Genomic DNA, 16,369 nt, shown 5'->3' with positions numbered 1-16,369 from the left:
TCAGAACCGGTCGACGCGGTATGGTTTGAGATCGATCGGCGGCTCAGGGCCCGTCACGAGATCGGCGATCAGCCGTCCGGTCGTCGCCGCATAAGTGAGGCCCAGATGCCCGTGGCCGGTGGCGTAGAAGGTGCCTCGGTGTTTCGCGGAAGGACCGATGATCGGCACCGTATCAGGAAGCGCCGGCCGGTGGCCCATCCATTCCGTCGCCTTCTCGGCCCGCAGATCCGGCAGCGCCTCGCGCGCGCTTGACCAGCACTTTCGCCCTCCGGTAGTCGGGCGCCGCCTCGAGACCGGCCATCTCAACCGTGCCGCCAACGCGAATGCCGCCGGCCGTCGGCGTCACCATGAAGGCGCGCGCCGGCCAGATGATCGAATGGCGCATCGAGAATCCCGGCGCCATGATCTGGGTGTGGTAGCCACGCTCGGTCTCGAGCGGGACCGGTTCGCCGAGAAGCCGCGCCAGCTTGCCGGTATAGGCGCCGGCTGCGAGCACGACTCGAGAGGCAGAAACCGAACGGCCATCCTTCAGGCGGACGGCTTTGACGCGATCACCACTATCGAAGCCGACGACCTCGCCCTGCTCGATCCTGCCTCCGAGGGCGAGAAACTTTTCGCGCAGTTTCAGGAGGAGCTTGTAGGGGTCGCGGATCGAGCGGTTGTCGGGAAACAGCACCGCCTTCCCAATCTTTGTCGTTAATGCTGGTTCTGCGCGCGCTGCGCGAAGCCCCGGAGGAAAAGCGAAGCAAGGTCAGGATTGTCTGCCGCGACATCGGCCCCGAGACCCGCAAGGGATTGACCGAGGGTCTCATCACCGCCGCTCTCTGCCATCCGCTTGAGCGGACCTCGGACGAATTGATTGCGACCATGGTCGACTCGCTGGAACAGCGCAACAGCACGACGATCCTGCAGCGCGTCGTTCCGTTCGAGATTATCACGCCGGAGAGCGTATAGCCTGAACTCGATCCGGAACCGCCCCTGTCAGCGGACGATGAGCCTCTTCGCCGCCAGGGTAATAAACAGTCAGATCGTGAATGCGGCGCGAAATGCGTCCAGCGCGGCTTCGGGATCGCCAGCGGCCCAGGCTTCCATGCCAATCGGGCCGGAATAGCCCATGGCATTCAGCGCCTTGGCGATACCGTTCCAGTTGACCTCACCGGTGCCGGGTTCGCAGCGGCCGGGGACATCAGCCACCTGGATCTCGCCGATCCAAGGCAGACACTTGCGGCAGAGTTCGATTAGGTTCCCTTCGCCAATCTGGGCATGGTAGAGATCGAGATTTAGGCGGAGCCGCGGATGATTGACGCTTGAGACCAGCGCCAGCGTCTCTTCGGCGCGCCCGAAGGGCACGCCCGGATGGTCGACCGGCAGGTTGAGGTTCTCGAGCGTGAAGATGGCCCCCTCTTCTTCCGCCATATCCACGATATGGCAGAGCGTGTCACGGGCCCTCAGCCACATCGCGCCGGTGACGACTTCGATCGGCTGGACAGGCAGGCCTCCGTCTCCCAAACCTGTACCATGCAGGTTGAGCCGCTGAACGCCAAGCCGCTTTCCAACCTGCGCGGTCTCGCGCGCCGTTCTGAGGAGTTCTGCTGCACCGTCGTCGTCCGTCAGACGGCCCGTCAGATAGCCGTTCATGATCGTGAAGGTCGCGCCGGTCGCTTCCAGCTTATTGAGATCGTGCTCCGGCCAGTTCCAGAGGCCAACACCGAAACCCATTTCTTTCAGGCGCGAGGCGCGCCACTCGATCGGCTTGTCGCGCCAGAGCATTTCCGCGCAGGCCGCCAGCGGGAAGGGAGAGGTCTTGGATGCACTCATTGGTCGTATCCGTTGACGATGATGGCAGTCCGGAAGAGTGGCTATGACGCCGACTTGTGCAAGCCAGCAGAACGGTCCGAGAAAGCCTCTCAGGCGATGTTATCCGCGACCGCGGTCAAAGCAAATATTTATTCCGTCAAATTTGAAATGGAACGCTCGTTCCATATCCTATGTGCCCCGCCGCTCAAGCACCCGCGGCTCATCCTGGAGGCACGCTGCCGTAGGCCGGGAAGCAAGAGGAGCCGGGCCGAAGGGCATGGCGCGGAGTTCGAGTGGGGGTGCGGTCACCTCGCTCTGCCTCTTTCACCAAATCTGCGGAAGCAGCCGCCGGAACAAGTTCGGTGGTCGTACATTTGATGGTCATGAAAAAAATCGCCTTGTTCGCAGCATCCCTCACATTGGCGCTCTGCGCCTCCGCCAGCGCCCAGGAACTCCAGCCCGACGCCATCAACAAGGCGTCGATCGACTCCATTCCGCCGGAGCGACCGCCCGAAGCCCCGCCTCGACCGCAACCGGCCATCATTCGTCTCCAGGTCCTTCTGGATCGCGCCGGTTCGTCGCCTGGAGTGGTCGACGGCTATTACGGCGAGAACGTCGCAAAAGCGATTGCCGGATTCGAGGCCCTGCAAGGTCTTCCCGTCGACGGAAAGCTGGACCCTAGGGTCATCGAAAAGCTTCCGACCGATAAGCCGGTCATCGAGCCCTATGTCATCTCCGATGACGATGCCAAGGACCTCGTTGAGAGCATTCCCGAAGACTATGCCGAGCAGGCCAGGATGGAGCACCTCGGCTATACGAGCGTCGCGGAAAGGCTGTCCGAACGCTTTCACATGGATATCGACCTCCTGAAGGCGCTAAATCCGGGCACCGCGTTTGCCGCAGGCGAAACGGTGTCGGTGGCCATTCCCGGTGCCGCGATGGAAGGCAAGGTCAAACGCATCGAGGCGCGCCGGCAAGCGGGGCAAGTCCTGGCATTCGCCGAGGACGGCTCGCTGCTGGCCGTATACCCCGCCACCATCGGCAGCGAAGAATCGCCTTCGCCCTCCGGCACCCACAAGGTCAAGGGGGTCGCTCGCATGCCCCCCTACGAATACAACCCCAAGATCAATTTCCAGCAGGGCAACAACAATAAGGCTCTGACGCTGCCCAAAGGCCCGAATGGCCCCGTCGGAAGCGTCTGGATCGACCTGACGGAGCCGACCTACGGGATCCACGGCACGCCGGAACCATCGCTGATCGACAAGGCGGGGTCGCACGGATGCATCCGCCTGACGAACTGGGACGCCGAGGAATTGGCGGAGATGGTCAAGCCGGGGGTCATCGTCGAGTTCACCGACTGAACTCTCAAATGCTTCCAGACAGTCTCACATGCATTTCGATCCCTTCGCCAGCGACCAGGTCTTGCAAATGGAAAATGCACCTATGTCTGACATTTGGATGTGCCGGGGTGGAACGGCCCGCTCTGACAAAGACAAGTGCTGAACCGTGGTCATTGCTCGAACGCCACAAAGAAGGCACCGTTTTCCCATCATCGGTCTGGACTAAGTTCGTAGAGGATAATTCCCTCACGAAGGATGTCGACGAAGAAGTAGTGCCCGTCCCCCAGACCTTGCCGACCGAGGCGGCGACGTCCTTGGAGATGAGGTCGGCGGCCCAGCCGTTCATCGATCCATAGTCGGTCGCATAAGCGACGAGATCGGCTGGAAGCACCATGCCGTCCTTCAGCACGACCGCATCTTCGGTGAGGTGGCTGACATCGGATCCGGATTTCAGTTTGATGCCCACCGTCGACTACGATATCGCAGGCCCGGAGCCGCGACGCAGATATTTCATGAACAGGCTGGAGGCGTCGGCCCCATTTTCATCCAGCTAGCGACGTCCGACGAAGACTGCCTTGCCGTGCCGCTTTGATCAGCCTGTTTATGAAATCCAGCTTCTCAATCACGGGCGGCGCCAGGACAAAGGGATAGATGTCGCGTTGTCCCATCGAGCGCTGAAACGTGTTCAACGCCAAGCTGATCGGAACCCAGGCTTCGACCAACTGCTGGGCGCTCTCGGCGCGGTATGGGTCGAACTTTACCTCGGCGTCGAGATCGCGATGCCGGAAGGGCTCGACCGAAAGACCGAAAGCGCGTGCCGATTCCAGCGTATCGACGATATGGAAGAAGTGCGCCCAGCATTCCGCAAAATCCTCGGCCGGATGGCAGCTCGCGTAAGCCGAGATGAAGCGCTGCCGCCAATCGACAAAGCTACCTTCGCCGTGGTGCTTCTGAAGGGCGGAGTCGTAGTCTTCCCGTTCGTCGCCAAACAGCTGCCGCGCTTCGGCAAGCATGTCGGTGCCTGCGACAAGCTGCTGAAAGAAGAAGTGACCGATCTCATGCCTGAAGTGGCCGAGCAGTGTGCGGTAAGGCTCTCCCATCGACACGCGAACCGTCTCCCGCACCGCATCGTCCGCCTCAGCGGCGCGAATGCTGATGAGGCCATCCTCGTGTCCGGTCATGGCCGGGACCGAATGACCAAGATCGTCGATCGCGTCTTCCAGGAAGTCGAAGACAAGACCCCCGTGGGGGTCGCTGCCCCGATCGGGACAGGGAATGTCAAAACGCAGGATGGAGTAAAAGAGATGACGTTGGGCGGCTCCGATCTTGTGGAATCGCTCGCGGCCTTGCGCCGTGCCCGTGCTTGGGATGATGCGGTTGTAGCGGGCGGGGATAGCCAGCGGGTTTGGATCATCAGCATTTACAAGCCAGTTGCTACCGTCAATCGGCGCGTTGGCGCAAAACTTCCAAAGCCGGTCTGGGCGCGACGGGATCCGCCAAAGACCTTCGCCAGCGTTGGTGAGGGTATGCAGCGTCAGGGTGTCCGCTACGAATCCAACCGGTGCGTTGTTCGCGCCGACGCTGAAATGGTTGTCGAAATAAAGCGGCAATCCGCTCACATCGCATTGATAAAGACGCATGCAAACCCCCGTTGGTGCAGCGAAACGCGCGAGGCAGGGAAAAGATGCTTCGGCTGCTTTGCCATGAACGCATTTCTGGCATTCAAAGAATGTGGCCGGCCTGCGTCGAGGTCGTAAGAGCGGGGGTGGCCTGCCAGCCTACTGGCGAAGTCGCTCCAGTGGATACATTATGCGATCTTCTGAGCACAGAATGAGAATTCCCAATACAAAAGCTCATAAAAGTACCGCCGCTGTCAACCCCAAGGCCGACCTTGGCCCGCTGGGCCATGAGTGGAGGCCCTCGCCGCAGCCGCCCTTCCGAACCTCGCGCCGGTTACCCAACTGAGACGATTGGGAAGCGGCAACAAGCCGTCCAGTCCGGGAGGTCGACTCCTATCCCTCGCCTTGAGGAGAATCGAACCGCGGACCCCATGATGCTCGCTCTGAAATCACTGCAGCCTTAATGTTTGAAGCAGTTTTCGCGGTGCCATCGGAGGAGTGCGGCTTTCGAATGCCCGATGCGGTGATCACCGTCGAAGCATAGCCTCCCAGCGTTCACGGCCGCCGTCCACTGACGGCAGCGTCGTTCTTCAGGGCGCTGGCGACAGAGTCTCTCATCGATCGCTGGCCTTCTATGACGCCGTCGGCAAAGCCATGGCACGGGAGAATCGCTCATGAGTGCCGCCCTCGATACCGCATCCTCAATGATCGATCGCATTCTCCACGATCTCGTCGGCCTCAAGATGCCCCGCGCGCTCGAGGCTCTCGATCATGTTGTTCACCGCCTCGAACTCTCCGCATCTGAAGCGATCGACATCCTGCTCTCCGAGGAGCTGACCTTGCGCGAGAATAGCCGTTATCAAGACCGCGCTGCGGATGGGACGGCTTGCGACGATTAAGACGCTGGCCGGCTTCGACTTCTCCTTCTAGCCCTCGCTCGACAAGGATCGGATCTTCACCCTCGCACAGCTCGGCTTCATCGAGCGGTGTGAGGCTGTCCATTTCCTCGGCCCACCGGGAACGGGCAAAAGCCACTTGGCTACCGCTCTCGACGGCGAGGCGGTCAAGGCCAGAAAGAGCGTCTACTTCACGACGCTTGCCGATCTGGTCGCCACGCTCTCACTAGCCGAACGAAAAGATAGACTGCAGGAGCGCATCCGCTTCCCCTGCAGGCCAAGCCTGCTGATCGTCGACGAAATCGGCTATCTGCCAGTCATCGCCGCGGCGCAATGATCCTCACATATCACGGCTTTGCCGAATGCGGCGATGTCTTCGGTGACCCCGTCGTCACCACTGCGCTGCTCGACAGGCTTCTGCACCATGCCGTCGTCGTGCAAATCGAGGGTTCAAGCTATCGATTGCGTCCGCACGCCGAGCTCATGCCGGAGCATTTCCGCTCGAAGGCGCTGATCACGCCGCCAGCCTTCAGTCCGCCGCCGAAACCAAGGGCATCCGCCGAAAAATGGCCATCTCACCATGACGACCCCGTCGGTATAAATGGCGAATTTTACTTCCGCACTTTTTGGGGAAATCTGCGGCGGCGTTGACACGAAGTGACTATTCCTCTGGGAAGAGTAGAATACAGCCCGACCGCATCGCCCTTGGGCAGCGCATCGGCGCTGCATACCTAACCAAGGAGGCGCGATATGGGAACGACTGCACCGAGCATAGCCATCCGCGCGCTGGCCGAAACCGATCTGCCGGAAGCCGAAAGAATTTTCCTGCTGGCGTTTGGCACCTTCTTGGGAGCACCTGAACCTGCGTCGTTCTGGTCCGACCGCGACTACGTACGTGGCCGCTGGCAGGCGCCCCATGTCACTGCCTTCGCCGCTGAGGTGGAGGTGAACTGGTGGGCTCCAACTTCGCAACCTGCTGGGGCAACGTCGGCTTCTTCGGACCGTTGACGATCCGCCCCAACCTTTGGGACCGAGGCATCGGCCCGCGGCTCATCGAGGCCGTCACGGCGAGCTTCGATGCATCGGGCACGCGGCATGCAGGCCTGTTCACCTTCGCCGAGAGCGCCAAGCACGTGGGACTGTGTACCAAAAGTACGGCTACTGGGCGCGTTTCCTCACGGCCATCATGTCGGCGCCGGTCCGTCACAACCAGACCGAGCCGGTGCTCTGGTCGCGGTATTCCGATCTGACAGAGGAGCAGAGACTGGAATGCCTGAAGTCTTGCCGTGACCTGACCGGCGCCCTTTACGACGGGCTCGACCTGGGCGCGGAGATCCAGGCCGTAGAGGCGCAGGAGCTTGGGGAGACGGTCCTGGTCGGCGATATGGCGGGTACGGGCTTGGATGGTTTTGCCGTGTGCCACCATGGGCCACGCAGCGAAGCAGGCGACGGTGTTTACTTCATCAAGTTCGGCGCTGTGCGCCCAGGATCGGCGGCTGGGGAGACCTTCGATAGCTTGCTGCATGCCTGCGAGGCGCTTTCCGTAGCAGAGGGGATGCCCAAGCTGCTGGCGGGGTGAACATGGCCCGCCATGAGGCGTACCGGCACTTGGTCGGGAGTGGCTTTCGAACTGAAATCCAAGGGGTCACAATGCACAGGCCCAATGAGCCGGGTTACAGTCGCGCCGACGCCTTCGTGCTCGACGACTGGCGCTAGGACTTCGCTGTCGCCCCACCCGGATTGCCGTGAGCTTGCGTCCACCGGCTGACATAATCAGGACTTGCGAGCATCGTCCAACCGCGCCATGCTCGGTTTGGAGGAACCCGTGATCTGGCGGATATCGGGCACGTCGGAAATCATACCGGAACTGGAGGCTAAGCCGTGAGCATAAGAGATCGTCAGGAAGGTTTCGAAAAGAAGTTCGCGATGGACGAGGAAACCAAGTTCAAGGCCATGGCCCGTCGCAATAAGCTGCTCGGCCTCTGGGCCGCCGAAAAGCTTGGCAAGACCGGTACGGATGCTGGCGCCTATGCGCAGGACGTGGTTCAGGCAGACTTCGAAGAGGCCGGGGACGATGATGTGTTCCGAAAGGTGAGAACCGATTTCGATGCGGCCGGCGTAATCCTCTCAGATACTCAGATTCGCAGCATCATGGATGAGCTGCTAGCGGCTGCAGTCGAGCAGATCAAAAACAACTGAGCACCGCTTAACCGCTTAACCCGACAGAAATGCCCCTGGCCAAAGCAGCAGCGCAGTTCCGATCGATTCTTTATGCTTTCGCGATGATTCGAGCACAGAACGGGAACGTTTTACGTTACTGCCGCCGCAAGCCTTGGGGCGGTAGCGCCGCTCTCGACAACGCAAACCCTCAAAAGGCGGAGTCGTGGTTGGCCGCTTTGCCCCCATGCCAGGCATAGAGCTCGTAACCATAACGCCCATGTCGGTCTTACGCCGCGTTCCCGATCGCCTTTGCGGACTAAATGAACTCGACCATTTCCCGTCGGGCAGCCATGGCTGCATCCAAGTTCAATTTGTGACAGCGCTCGTAAAGTCAGTGTCTCTCCCGACATGGAAACAGGCAGCGGGACGAAGTCTTCGAGTTTGAGACCCGAGTATTCGGTCACTTCTTCGCTTGCTAGAGCCGGGGCCGACAGTTCGGCCACCATATACCGCAGTTTCTTAAAGTAGGCGAGGTTGCGTCCAACGACAGCAGTCGAAATTCTGAATGGTAACCGCGCGAACGATGTTGTGATCGATCTGCAGGTGGCGGCGGGTCGCGCCGGCGACCTTCCACCGGAGGAAATAAGGGCCCTATCGACGCGGCCGACGTCATCAGAACGTTGAGGGTTGCGCTTGATGGGAAGGACTAAAGGCGTTTACCTGCCGATGCCTGACAAAAAGAGGCATACCGCCTCGCGAATGGATCAAGAGCGAAGCTATTTTGGCGCTGCGGCTGCAGTTTCGCCAGGTGGCAAGATCCTGAACATAAAGGTTGACACCTTTTCCCCTGGCTTGAACGGTCCTGGCACCTGATGGCTCACCGGCTTTAAGCTTTGAAGGAACGCTGCAATTGCAGTGGCATCCTCTTCGGTTAAATGCGCAAATGCGTGCCACGGCATGATTGGCGCTAGAACGCGGCCATCGGGCCGTTGACCGGTTTGGATCGCAGTCACTATCTGCTCCCTAGTCCAACTGCCGATGCCGGTCTCCTTATCAGGCGTGATGTTGCGACCGATGAAGACGCCCTCGCCGGGGATTTCAAAACCTACGTCGGAACCGCCGAGAAAACGTGAGCTGTCCGGTTTTCCGAAGAAATAGCCCGGTGTGTGGCAGTCGTTGCAGCCGCCAATTGTCACGAGATATTCCCCCCGCGCAATCTCGGTGCCGTCGGCAGCAACTGCCGTGAACGGCTGTAGCCCCAAAGCACAGGTGGCGAAAAATGCGAATCCAATGCTTAACTGAAACATGCTTACCTCCCCTGAGGCTCGCTGCTGAAGTAAACTGAATACCATAACGGAGTTGCTGTATATATTAGCCACTTTGAATTATCGGAAACTGATCGATTCGCGACAGTTTCCGTCATGATCGGCCGCTAAGAGATACCGATCTCGCCGTTGACCACGGATAAACCGGCAATGGGCTGCAGGTGTTGCTGCTCTCAGCCATCGGAGGTTTGCTCTCCGGGATTGCGGTCCTCACGCCGATCGAGAAAGCAAACGAGGCGGTCATTCACGCTCTAAGTTCACTCGGTGTGGCTGACGAGCATGGTCATAGGCGTGTGGAAGCTCATCGGAATTATCCACCAAGCCGAGGAGTTGCAGACCGCGGTAGACCAGCTCGCCTCTTCTTCTTCCGCTCCGAGCAAAGGCACCCAGCACAAAGATCCGTCATGACCTGCTCTCTCCGGCGCAACCACAACGTGGCGGAACAAAGAGGCAGCCTGATGATTTATAATGGTGCCGCACCCCTCAGCGGCACAGGTCCCCAACCTGTTAAGAGTGCCCGTCCTGTCCCCCGGTGCGGGCACTCGCTTGTTGCGGGTCTATTTTTTGCCGAGGTATTCCATCACCTTTTCCCGCCTAGGCCCGACGGCGCGGATCGCCTCCCGCGCCCTTTGTCGCGTCGAGAAAAAAGAGCCCGCGTGGACGGTGCGCGGCAGAGCATCAGCCGCTCAGCTGATCGACGTGACGCCGGCACTTATCTGCCTTCCGGAGGCGGTGGCAGAACAAGCGAGGCCCAAGCTTTTCGCAAGAGCCTCGCTCTAAATCGATTCTGAAACGATTAGGTGTTCGAACGCAAACGCACGATCTAGGACCATTTCTAGCTCGGTCGATAGCCCAAAAGTATTAGCCCGGTAGTTTCGAGGAGCCGCCCCTATCACCTGCAAGGGGGTTGGGACGCGCTCGATCAGATCCGCAAAGGTGACGTCGTCCGAGCGCTGGTCCCAGAACGCCGATTCATCATCGGATGAAACGCGCTTGCAACGCTGGCGCAAACGCCACGCGGTGACCAAAGAAAAGCGCCCGCTTGTTCGGCGGGCGACTGAGCACCGACTATTCATGAAGGAAAGCATGGCCAGCTTATCTCTCATTTGCCGCTTGAGCGAGTCACAAATGGGTCTTTAGAGAGATAGCCCATCACCATCTGGCGGAAGGGTCCCACTTCACGGATGGCCGTGAGCACTTCTTCCCGGGCCTTGTTCGTGGCCTTCATGAGATAGGCAATTTCGTGCTCTTGCGTTGAGACAAACTCGCTGTCTCGCCCCCTCTTCTTTAGATCGTCTGCCGTTATAGCGCCGAACCTGATCAATCGCTGGCTAGGCTCATTGGCTGCAAATGGTCAAGAGCGCTCGGGGACAAGTCCTAACAGAGACAGAGCTGCAGAGAGGCGACCACCTGCAGCTCCAATCGCGACGCTTCCAACTTTACCTGGCTCTCGCCCGTTCCATCCAAGGGAACCGCTTCGAACGTCGCTACGCCTTCTAAAATAATATTGTGCGGAAGCGCGATCAAGGCTTACTTCTGTTTTTGGAACCATGCGAGAGACAAGCCGTTATCCGCGGTCGCTTACACGCAACGACTTCTTCGCCAAGAATGTGGCGGCGCCTCGTCGCCTCCCAAGCGGCGCCGCCACCATTCGATGGCGATGTGCCTGTTCAGATCCGGCTGTTTTGCGTTTCTGGGGAAACGTTCAATGCCGCGATGGCTGCTGCTGCCCCGGGGGTCAATCGAAGCGTCGCTGGGGTTGAGGTCGAGGGCACTACGTGACCACCAGCGAGGTCGATCCCATCGCTCTCGCCCGCCAGATTGAGCAGGACGGCAGCGGGGCAGACGGCGCAGTGATCATCGCGCGCGAGCACCCGGCGATCAATCGAGCGATACGAAAGCTTCGGTCGATCAATATCCCTGTCGTTTGCCTGACGACGGATCTGCCCAGTTCCCGCCGCAGTGTCTATATCGGCAACGATCAATATGCCGCCGGCAGCGTCGCAGCGCTGCTGATCGGCAACGCCTTGCCGAAGGAGCGAAACAATATGTTGATCGTCATGAGCGTGCCCTTCCGCTGCCAACAAGAGCGTGAAATGGGTTTCCGCAGCTCCGTTCCGACTTTCCCTATCTCAAGATCGAGGAGCGCGTGATCTCGGACGATCTCCCGGAACCGTTATCGGCGAAAGTCGCGCCTCAGCGGATTTCTTCGCAAAGACGCTATGGTTCGACCGCGCTAGTCGGCATCGAATCGCTCAAGCATCTTCATGAGCCGAAGGTTCTGTGCACGAAGCTGATCAGCCAGCAACCTCTTGAGCCGTTTGTTGTCTGCGTCAAGGGCGGCAAGCTCGTCGAGAGAGATCGGATTGTCAGCAGCCTCGGTCCGCGCCTTCAGATCCTGGTGCTCACCCGTCGAATTGCGTGCGATCGTCTGAGCGGGGGCACGCTTGACGTGTTCACGCGCGGTGCTCGGTGGCGCCGGCCGAGTCTTCAAGACGGTATCACTTTTCTGAACATACGCGACAGCCTTGGCGGCCAGACGGTCGGCCTCAGACCGCTTCGGCGTTTCAAGCCCTTCACTGCCGGTCGATGGTGTCGCTGCTCGAGCAATTTCGACAGGGTCTGCGGTTTCTCCCGCAGACCCATTGATCGGATCAGAGCGCAGTGCTTCACCCGAGTCAGATGTTCCGGGTGCTTCATGGGCAGTGAACAAATGTGGGGCTTTCTGTTGAACTTCGCGGGCCAAAGCCTTTAAATCTGTATCTCCCCAGATCGAGTTCGTCCGCGCCGCTGGCTGTCGTCGCCCCGATTTAAATTCAACAACGAAGCTTCGTGGCGGCGTCTTCATCTACTTTCAATCCCAAGCAAATTGTGAGAGCAACGCCGATCGGCGCCATTGCATTCCTGCTGGCGCACCAATACAGCCCTTCCCCGCGCGCTTCAACTCATCGCCAACGCGAAGCTGGCGTGCATTCACCTGGAACGAGCGGGCGGACAGCAGGGACTTTAGTTGCCGCCTCAATCTCAACTGTGGGCAAACTCAAGCATCCGGCGTAACACGGCGGCGCAAAAAACGTCGCCCTGCTTCCCGGTCCCGGTTACTTCAGACCGAGCCTCTTGCGCAGCTCGGCATTTTCCGCTCGCAACTTTTCCGCCAGTCGTTTGCGGAGCCTCTGGTTTTCCTCTTCGAGCTGGACAAGATCTGCCAACTCATCGCCGGCCGGACCGGGCTTGGTGCCCTTCGTGAGCTTTTGCTCCGCGGGCTTGGCAGCACCTTTCCACTGATAGTAGGTCTGCTCCGATATGCCGGCGCTCTTAATAGCGTCCTTAAGCGTGCTGCCCCCGACGACTTGGGTCTCGATCAGCTTGAGCTTGTCGTTTCGCTCTTCTTCGCTATACCTCCTGCGTTTAGCAGCCGACGCCTTTGATGTAGCTTGCACCGGTTCGGCAGCCGCTCTCGGGCCTCGTGCCGTCCTCTGCTTCTTAGCCGTTGGTGCTTTCCCTTCTCCGTCCGTCGCTATAGTCGCAGCAACTTGTCCTGTGTTGCTCTCGTCAGCCATCAACAATTCCTCCTTTAGTCATTGCCTGTTTTCTGCTGAGTGCACGACAGAGTCAACACGACCATTAGCATCCTGCTTTACGGATAGTTGATGTCGAGCTTGCCTGAAGCGTGAAGATGGCCGGCGCGTGAAAGCGAAGGCGCCAAGAGTATTGTCGCTGCGCCTCAGGACAGCCCAGCGACAATACTTCAGCCCAGATCGTCGCGAAGCCTTGCTTGATAAGCCATGATCAGCTTTGCGACGAGGTCGCGTGCTTAGCAGGCTCTCGAACTCATTCAATCGGATGGCGGGGAGCGTTTTGCCGTCGAGCAAGGATGCCGCAAGTGCGCACCTGTCGGCAGCGTCGCCAAGCTCACGAACTTTCAAATCGCTCGAGCATCTTTTTAAGCTGAGCGTTTTGCAGATGAAGCCTTCGGGCGAGTTGGATTCTCAGCGTTTTGATTTCTTCGTCGAGTATTGCCACGTCACGGAAGAACAAATCCCGTGAAGACGGTGGTTGCACCCTTCGACGGTCCGTTTCGGCGGCAGCGCTCTGCACAGCCACGTGAGCTTTGGCTCTCTTCCCGCGCTCTCCACGCTTGTTTCGCGGTTTTCTTAGCGACTTTGTATTCCTGCTTTTCGGCAGCAACGATCTCGCTTCTGCACCCGAATTGTGAGCTTCAAGGCGCGCAGGTGTTTGAGCCTCTTCAGCATCGATCGGCGAGGTTAGTGCCGGCGCGACATCGTCATCGCCTTTCGCCTGATCCGATGCGACCGGCCCTTGATCAATAGAGACCTCCTCACCGTGAGCAGGTGGGCTGGCAGAAACCGTCGAATTGAGCGGAATTGCAGACGTATGATCCACTTCGCTCTCAATCGCTTTGGGATCGGTGTCATTCCCAATCGGACTCTGTTGCGCTTTCGCCGAGGGTCGCCGCGACGTCAATTGGGCAAAAAATTTCCACGGTGCTTTCATAGTGTTCCAACCTCGAGCAAGCCGGACTGGGGTACGCCGCTGGCGTCATGATGAAGTTCGGCTTCAACAACAACCGGCGTCCGAGCCTGCGCGGCAAAGCCATCCCCATCAAGCCTTATATCGATCAAACGCCGTCAGTCTTTTGATCGGTGGGTCGGCCTCTTCCCACCGGTAGATCTCCGACCTCAGGAAAGCGAGCTCCGCGGCGAGCTCCTCCTCATTGATTTCGGTCCACCAGGATTTCGGACGGCCGTCACTGCCATCCGACCAGCGGTATCCCCGAGCCTTCAGATGATTTTTCATGTCGAAGGGGCTGTGCTCGGCGAAGATGCGCACGCGCGAGCGTTGGCTTGTCTCGAGCAGTTCCGCAAAAGCGCTTGGCTCCGTTACCCCGCCGGCGCCGGCGAGCACCTCGAACAGAGCAAAACAATCGTCGACGGCCCGATGACCGTCGTGGAAGTATCCGCTCTGCCCAATCAGATAGCCGAGCTTGGTACCCTCAAAACCGCGCGTCGCCCAATCGACTTCCTTGACGGAACAGGCCCATGCCTTGCCGGCGAACATGCTGGAGAATGCCTCGCAGAACGGCCGATCGAATCCGGCATTGTGGGCGATCACGAGATCGGCCGGGTCGACCAGGGCTCCAAGCAGCCCGACATCGATCATCTGCCCTGCAACCATCTTGTCGGAAATCCCTGTGAGGCGGGTGATTTCAGGGGGGATCGGGACACTCGGCTGCCGCAGGCCGCCGTAGACACCGGTGACGTCGCCGATATGGCCCTCGTCGTTAAAGGTGAAGGCAACTGCGCCTATTTCGATGATCTCGTCCTTGCTGTGGTCAAGACCCGTTGTCTCGGTGTCAATGATTACTCCATGGCGAGGAAATCCCGGTCGCGGCTTATCGGCGATCTGGCGGGCAACAAGTTTACGCAGCACGCGATAGCTGCCGCTCTTCTCAAGGTGCCGGGCCATGCTCTCGGCATCGAGGTGCCTCGGCTCGCGCAGCTTCAAGCGCGGCCGCAGCTTCACAACGACATCGTCGCCTGGCTCAAGCGGCGAGGGAAACATATCTAGCTGAGATGCCATCGGCTCCAGTGTCCTCGGGCTTAGGCGCACAAGTAAAGTGCAGATCATGCGTCAGGATAGAAACCGAGTTGGAGTCTGGCAATGCTAAGGAGGTCACTGAACGGGACACGCAAGCCAAAATGCCCCGAAATCTGCCGAAAAGCACCCCCACCCTCCGGCACCCCCTTCGTTCCGGCCGAAATACCTGCACGTTGAGCGAACCGGTCTGAGCGGCAGGAAAACAAAGGAGGCGATGTTGAGCGAATCACGTCCGAGCAACGAGGAGCGGAAGCTGGAGCTGACAAGCCGGATCGTCGCGGCCTATCTCAGTCGCAATGTCGTTCCTGCCGGCGATCTTACCTATCTTATCCAGCAGACGTATTCCTCGCTGAGCGGCACGTCTCCGCGACGTCAGACAGAGCCGGCCGTTGAGCAGCGCCCTGCCGTGGCGATCAAGAAGTCGGTGACAGCCGATTTCATCATCTGCCTTGAGGATGGCGAAAAGTACAAATCTCTGACACGCCACCTGATGGCAAGGTACGGCCTCACTCCGGAGCAATATCGTGAGAAGTGGGGGCTCCCGGCCGACTACCCCATGATTGCTCCAATCTATGCTCGACAATGCTCCGAGCTTGCACGCGTGTACGCAGGCAACTTCGGCACCAGAGCGAGAGCGAGCACCTGCGGCTCGTCAGAAAATCGAACTGATGTCCCGACATCCTGGATCGCGATGAGAGATCGCCGGCTTCTCCTACATTGCTCGCGACTCGATGGCCGCCGCGCTCGGGAAAAGCAGCCTCTCGCTCAGCGAAATGCAGTATCGGATCAAGAAGGACTCTATTTCGTTCGGTTCGACGGCAACGAGGTGACGTTACCCCTGGAGCTCGTGACCGTTGGCGAGATGCTGGATACTACCGAAGAAGAGTACAAGCTCTGGCGGTTCTTCGACACGATCGAGGAACGAGACACTTGGATCGAATGGCTGGACGCGCCGTCAAAGCCGCGGGTAATCTCGCGTGTGAAGCCGACCAATTAAGCAAGACGAAGATCATCAAACCAATGTAGGTCATCTCCGGACCACCTGATCGAGCCGATAGCCCTTGGCTGCCCATTCGTTCAGACCATAGGCTGGCGAGCTAGGCGGCTGACGCAATTATAAGGGTTGGAGCTTTTTGGCGACCGTCTATCCATTCAAGCGGCCGGTGCGGCTGCTCGGCGTCACGCTTTCAACACTGACGGCCTCCGAAATCGGCGATGCACAAGTACGGTTCCAACTTAATCTCCGACTCTGACGGGCCATCGCCCCGAAATAAAAAAGCCTGCCGCGGGAGGAGGTGCGGCAGGCCTTCCCAAAAGAACCGAACAGCGACTTGGGAGGAGGAGTGCCGCTGTTCCAACAGACGTCCTACTAGGAGGAGGAGTGGGCCGTCTGAAATTCGAAGCGTTGCGGGAGGAGGAGCATCGCTTCGATGAAAATGATCATACTGCGACAAGCGCCGTCCGCCAGCGTCTATGTTGCCGTGCAGCTATGCACGCGTCGCAACAATCCGTAGAACACGTGGGCATTCCTGCCCCTGGGTTTATTGGCGGCTCCGCCGCTCCAATTTGCAGCGCCTGGAATGCCAAAGAAAAATATGCACGTGCGAATTAAT

Annotated in this window: 14 protein-coding genes and 6 pseudogenes; 9 read left to right on the top strand and 11 right to left on the bottom strand. The window is 59.3% G+C overall.

Annotated elements, in window-relative coordinates; all coding sequences use genetic code 11:
* A pseudogene (locus tag NXT3_RS25370) lies at positions 1–709 on the bottom strand (NAD(P)/FAD-dependent oxidoreductase); the annotation flags it as partial.
* Here NXT3_RS25370 and NXT3_RS25365 point away from each other — a divergent pair.
* Positions 706–954 (top strand): annotated as a pseudogene (locus tag NXT3_RS25365) (LacI family transcriptional regulator); the annotation flags it as partial. The pseudogenes NXT3_RS25370 and NXT3_RS25365 sit on opposite strands and share 4 nt — an antisense overlap.
* Positions 955–1,023: 69 nt before the next feature.
* On the opposite strand, the gene NXT3_RS25360 reads toward NXT3_RS25365, so the two are convergent.
* Positions 1,024–1,818 carry a TIM barrel protein gene (locus tag NXT3_RS25360; RefSeq protein ID WP_097527478.1) on the bottom strand — a complete coding sequence of 265 codons (795 nt, stop codon included), beginning with the start codon at positions 1,816–1,818 and terminating at the stop codon, positions 1,024–1,026.
* A gap of 356 nt (positions 1,819–2,174) precedes the next feature.
* On the opposite strand from NXT3_RS25360, the gene NXT3_RS25350 reads away from it, so the two are divergent.
* Positions 2,175–3,158, top strand: a complete 984-nt coding sequence (locus NXT3_RS25350; protein WP_037424561.1) for a L,D-transpeptidase family protein — start codon at positions 2,175–2,177, stop codon at positions 3,156–3,158.
* A 4-nt stretch (positions 3,159–3,162) separates the two neighbouring features.
* Here the strand turns inward: NXT3_RS25350 and NXT3_RS32780 are convergent.
* Positions 3,163–3,675: pseudogene (locus tag NXT3_RS32780) on the bottom strand (hypothetical protein); the annotation flags it as partial.
* A 4-nt stretch (positions 3,676–3,679) separates the two neighbouring features.
* Positions 3,680–4,777 carry a zinc-binding metallopeptidase family protein gene (locus NXT3_RS25340; RefSeq protein WP_104840911.1) on the bottom strand — a complete coding sequence of 366 codons (1,098 nt, stop codon included), beginning with the start codon at positions 4,775–4,777 and terminating at the stop codon, positions 3,680–3,682.
* Positions 4,778–5,430: 653 nt separating this feature from the next.
* Between NXT3_RS25340 and NXT3_RS25330 the strand changes: the two are divergent.
* The 4 genes and pseudogenes from NXT3_RS25330 to NXT3_RS25320 all read left to right on the top strand — a co-directional run bounded on the left by NXT3_RS25330 (position 5,431) and on the right by NXT3_RS25320 (position 7,851).
* Positions 5,431–6,253, top strand: a pseudogene (locus tag NXT3_RS25330) (ATP-binding protein).
* A gap of 149 nt (positions 6,254–6,402) precedes the next feature.
* A complete protein-coding gene (locus tag NXT3_RS32775; RefSeq protein ID WP_202859980.1) occupies positions 6,403–6,660 on the top strand; it encodes a hypothetical protein in 258 nt (85 codons plus the stop codon).
* A 133-nt stretch (positions 6,661–6,793) separates the two neighbouring features.
* The gene (locus tag NXT3_RS32770) at positions 6,794–7,231 is read left to right on the top strand and encodes a hypothetical protein (protein ID WP_202862274.1); all 438 of its coding nucleotides are present in this window, start codon (positions 6,794–6,796) and stop codon (positions 7,229–7,231) included.
* Between the two features lie 302 nt (positions 7,232–7,533).
* Positions 7,534–7,851: a DUF1476 domain-containing protein gene (locus tag NXT3_RS25320; protein WP_037424553.1), complete on the top strand. Its 318-nt coding sequence runs from the start codon at positions 7,534–7,536 to the stop codon at positions 7,849–7,851.
* A gap of 737 nt (positions 7,852–8,588) precedes the next feature.
* On the opposite strand, the gene NXT3_RS25315 is transcribed toward NXT3_RS25320, so the two are convergent.
* The 3 genes from NXT3_RS25315 to NXT3_RS25300 all read right to left on the bottom strand — a co-directional run bounded on the left by NXT3_RS25315 (position 8,589) and on the right by NXT3_RS25300 (position 10,443).
* Positions 8,589–9,119, bottom strand: a complete 531-nt coding sequence (locus NXT3_RS25315; RefSeq protein ID WP_037424549.1) for a c-type cytochrome — start codon at positions 9,117–9,119, stop codon at positions 8,589–8,591.
* Positions 9,120–9,694: 575 nt separating this feature from the next.
* Positions 9,695–9,811 carry a DUF3606 domain-containing protein gene (locus NXT3_RS33020; protein ID WP_083854275.1) on the bottom strand — a complete coding sequence of 39 codons (117 nt, stop codon included), beginning with the start codon at positions 9,809–9,811 and terminating at the stop codon, positions 9,695–9,697.
* A 428-nt stretch (positions 9,812–10,239) separates the two neighbouring features.
* Complete coding sequence (locus tag NXT3_RS25300; protein ID WP_097527529.1) at positions 10,240–10,443, bottom strand: DUF3606 domain-containing protein; 204 nt, start codon at positions 10,441–10,443, stop codon at positions 10,240–10,242.
* Positions 10,444–10,915: 472 nt separating this feature from the next.
* On the opposite strand from NXT3_RS25300, the gene NXT3_RS25295 reads away from it, so the two are divergent.
* Positions 10,916–11,290: a substrate-binding domain-containing protein gene (locus NXT3_RS25295; RefSeq protein WP_234828245.1), complete on the top strand. Its 375-nt coding sequence runs from the start codon at positions 10,916–10,918 to the stop codon at positions 11,288–11,290.
* 83 nt (positions 11,291–11,373) lie between these two features.
* Here the strand turns inward: NXT3_RS25295 and NXT3_RS25290 are convergent, their stop codons facing one another.
* From NXT3_RS25290 to NXT3_RS25275, 4 genes are all read right to left on the bottom strand, one after another.
* Positions 11,374–11,985 carry a hypothetical protein gene (locus NXT3_RS25290; protein WP_199773455.1) on the bottom strand — a complete coding sequence of 204 codons (612 nt, stop codon included), beginning with the start codon at positions 11,983–11,985 and terminating at the stop codon, positions 11,374–11,376.
* 250 nt (positions 11,986–12,235) lie between these two features.
* Positions 12,236–12,697 (bottom strand): transposase, encoded by a 462-nt coding sequence (locus NXT3_RS25285; RefSeq protein ID WP_104840910.1) that lies wholly within the window; start codon positions 12,695–12,697, stop codon positions 12,236–12,238.
* Between the two features lie 352 nt (positions 12,698–13,049).
* Positions 13,050–13,652, bottom strand: coding sequence for a hypothetical protein (locus tag NXT3_RS25280; RefSeq protein ID WP_083854269.1), 603 nt, complete (start codon positions 13,650–13,652; stop codon positions 13,050–13,052).
* Between the two features lie 108 nt (positions 13,653–13,760).
* Positions 13,761–14,738: a 3'-5' exonuclease gene (locus tag NXT3_RS25275; RefSeq protein ID WP_037424541.1), complete on the bottom strand. Its 978-nt coding sequence runs from the start codon at positions 14,736–14,738 to the stop codon at positions 13,761–13,763.
* A 232-nt stretch (positions 14,739–14,970) separates the two neighbouring features.
* Here NXT3_RS25275 and NXT3_RS25270 point away from each other — a divergent pair.
* Both NXT3_RS25270 and NXT3_RS25265 read left to right on the top strand, forming a co-directional pair.
* Positions 14,971–15,297 (top strand): annotated as a pseudogene (locus tag NXT3_RS25270) (MucR family transcriptional regulator); the annotation flags it as partial.
* Between the two features lie 249 nt (positions 15,298–15,546).
* Positions 15,547–15,753, top strand: a pseudogene (locus NXT3_RS25265) (hypothetical protein); the annotation flags it as partial.
* Positions 15,754–16,369 lie beyond the last annotated feature (616 nt).

This window comes from Sinorhizobium fredii, from assembly GCF_002944405.1.
GTDB lineage: Bacteria > Pseudomonadota > Alphaproteobacteria > Rhizobiales > Rhizobiaceae > Sinorhizobium > Sinorhizobium fredii_C.
This window is presented reverse-complemented; position numbering and strand designations above follow the sequence as displayed.

What these genes read in the sequence shown, in the direction of transcription:
- NXT3_RS25360 (WP_097527478.1), bottom strand. Translation starts at nt 1,818, where the DNA reads ATGAGTGCATCCAAGACCTCTCCCTTCCCGCTGGCGGCCTGCGCGGAA.
- NXT3_RS25350 (WP_037424561.1), top strand. Translation starts at nt 2,175, where the DNA reads ATGGTCATGAAAAAAATCGCCTTGTTCGCAGCATCCCTCACATTGGCG.
- NXT3_RS25340 (WP_104840911.1), bottom strand. Translation starts at nt 4,777, where the DNA reads ATGCGTCTTTATCAATGCGATGTGAGCGGATTGCCGCTTTATTTCGAC.
- NXT3_RS32775 (WP_202859980.1), top strand. Translation starts at nt 6,403, where the DNA reads ATGGGAACGACTGCACCGAGCATAGCCATCCGCGCGCTGGCCGAAACC.
- NXT3_RS25315 (WP_037424549.1), bottom strand. Translation starts at nt 9,119, where the DNA reads ATGTTTCAGTTAAGCATTGGATTCGCATTTTTCGCCACCTGTGCTTTG.
- NXT3_RS25290 (WP_199773455.1), bottom strand. Translation starts at nt 11,985, where the DNA reads ATGAAGACGCCGCCACGAAGCTTCGTTGTTGAATTTAAATCGGGGCGA.
- NXT3_RS25285 (WP_104840910.1), bottom strand. Translation starts at nt 12,697, where the DNA reads ATGGCTGACGAGAGCAACACAGGACAAGTTGCTGCGACTATAGCGACG.
- NXT3_RS25280 (WP_083854269.1), bottom strand. Translation starts at nt 13,652, where the DNA reads ATGAAAGCACCGTGGAAATTTTTTGCCCAATTGACGTCGCGGCGACCC.
- NXT3_RS25275 (WP_037424541.1), bottom strand. Translation starts at nt 14,738, where the DNA reads ATGGCATCTCAGCTAGATATGTTTCCCTCGCCGCTTGAGCCAGGCGAC.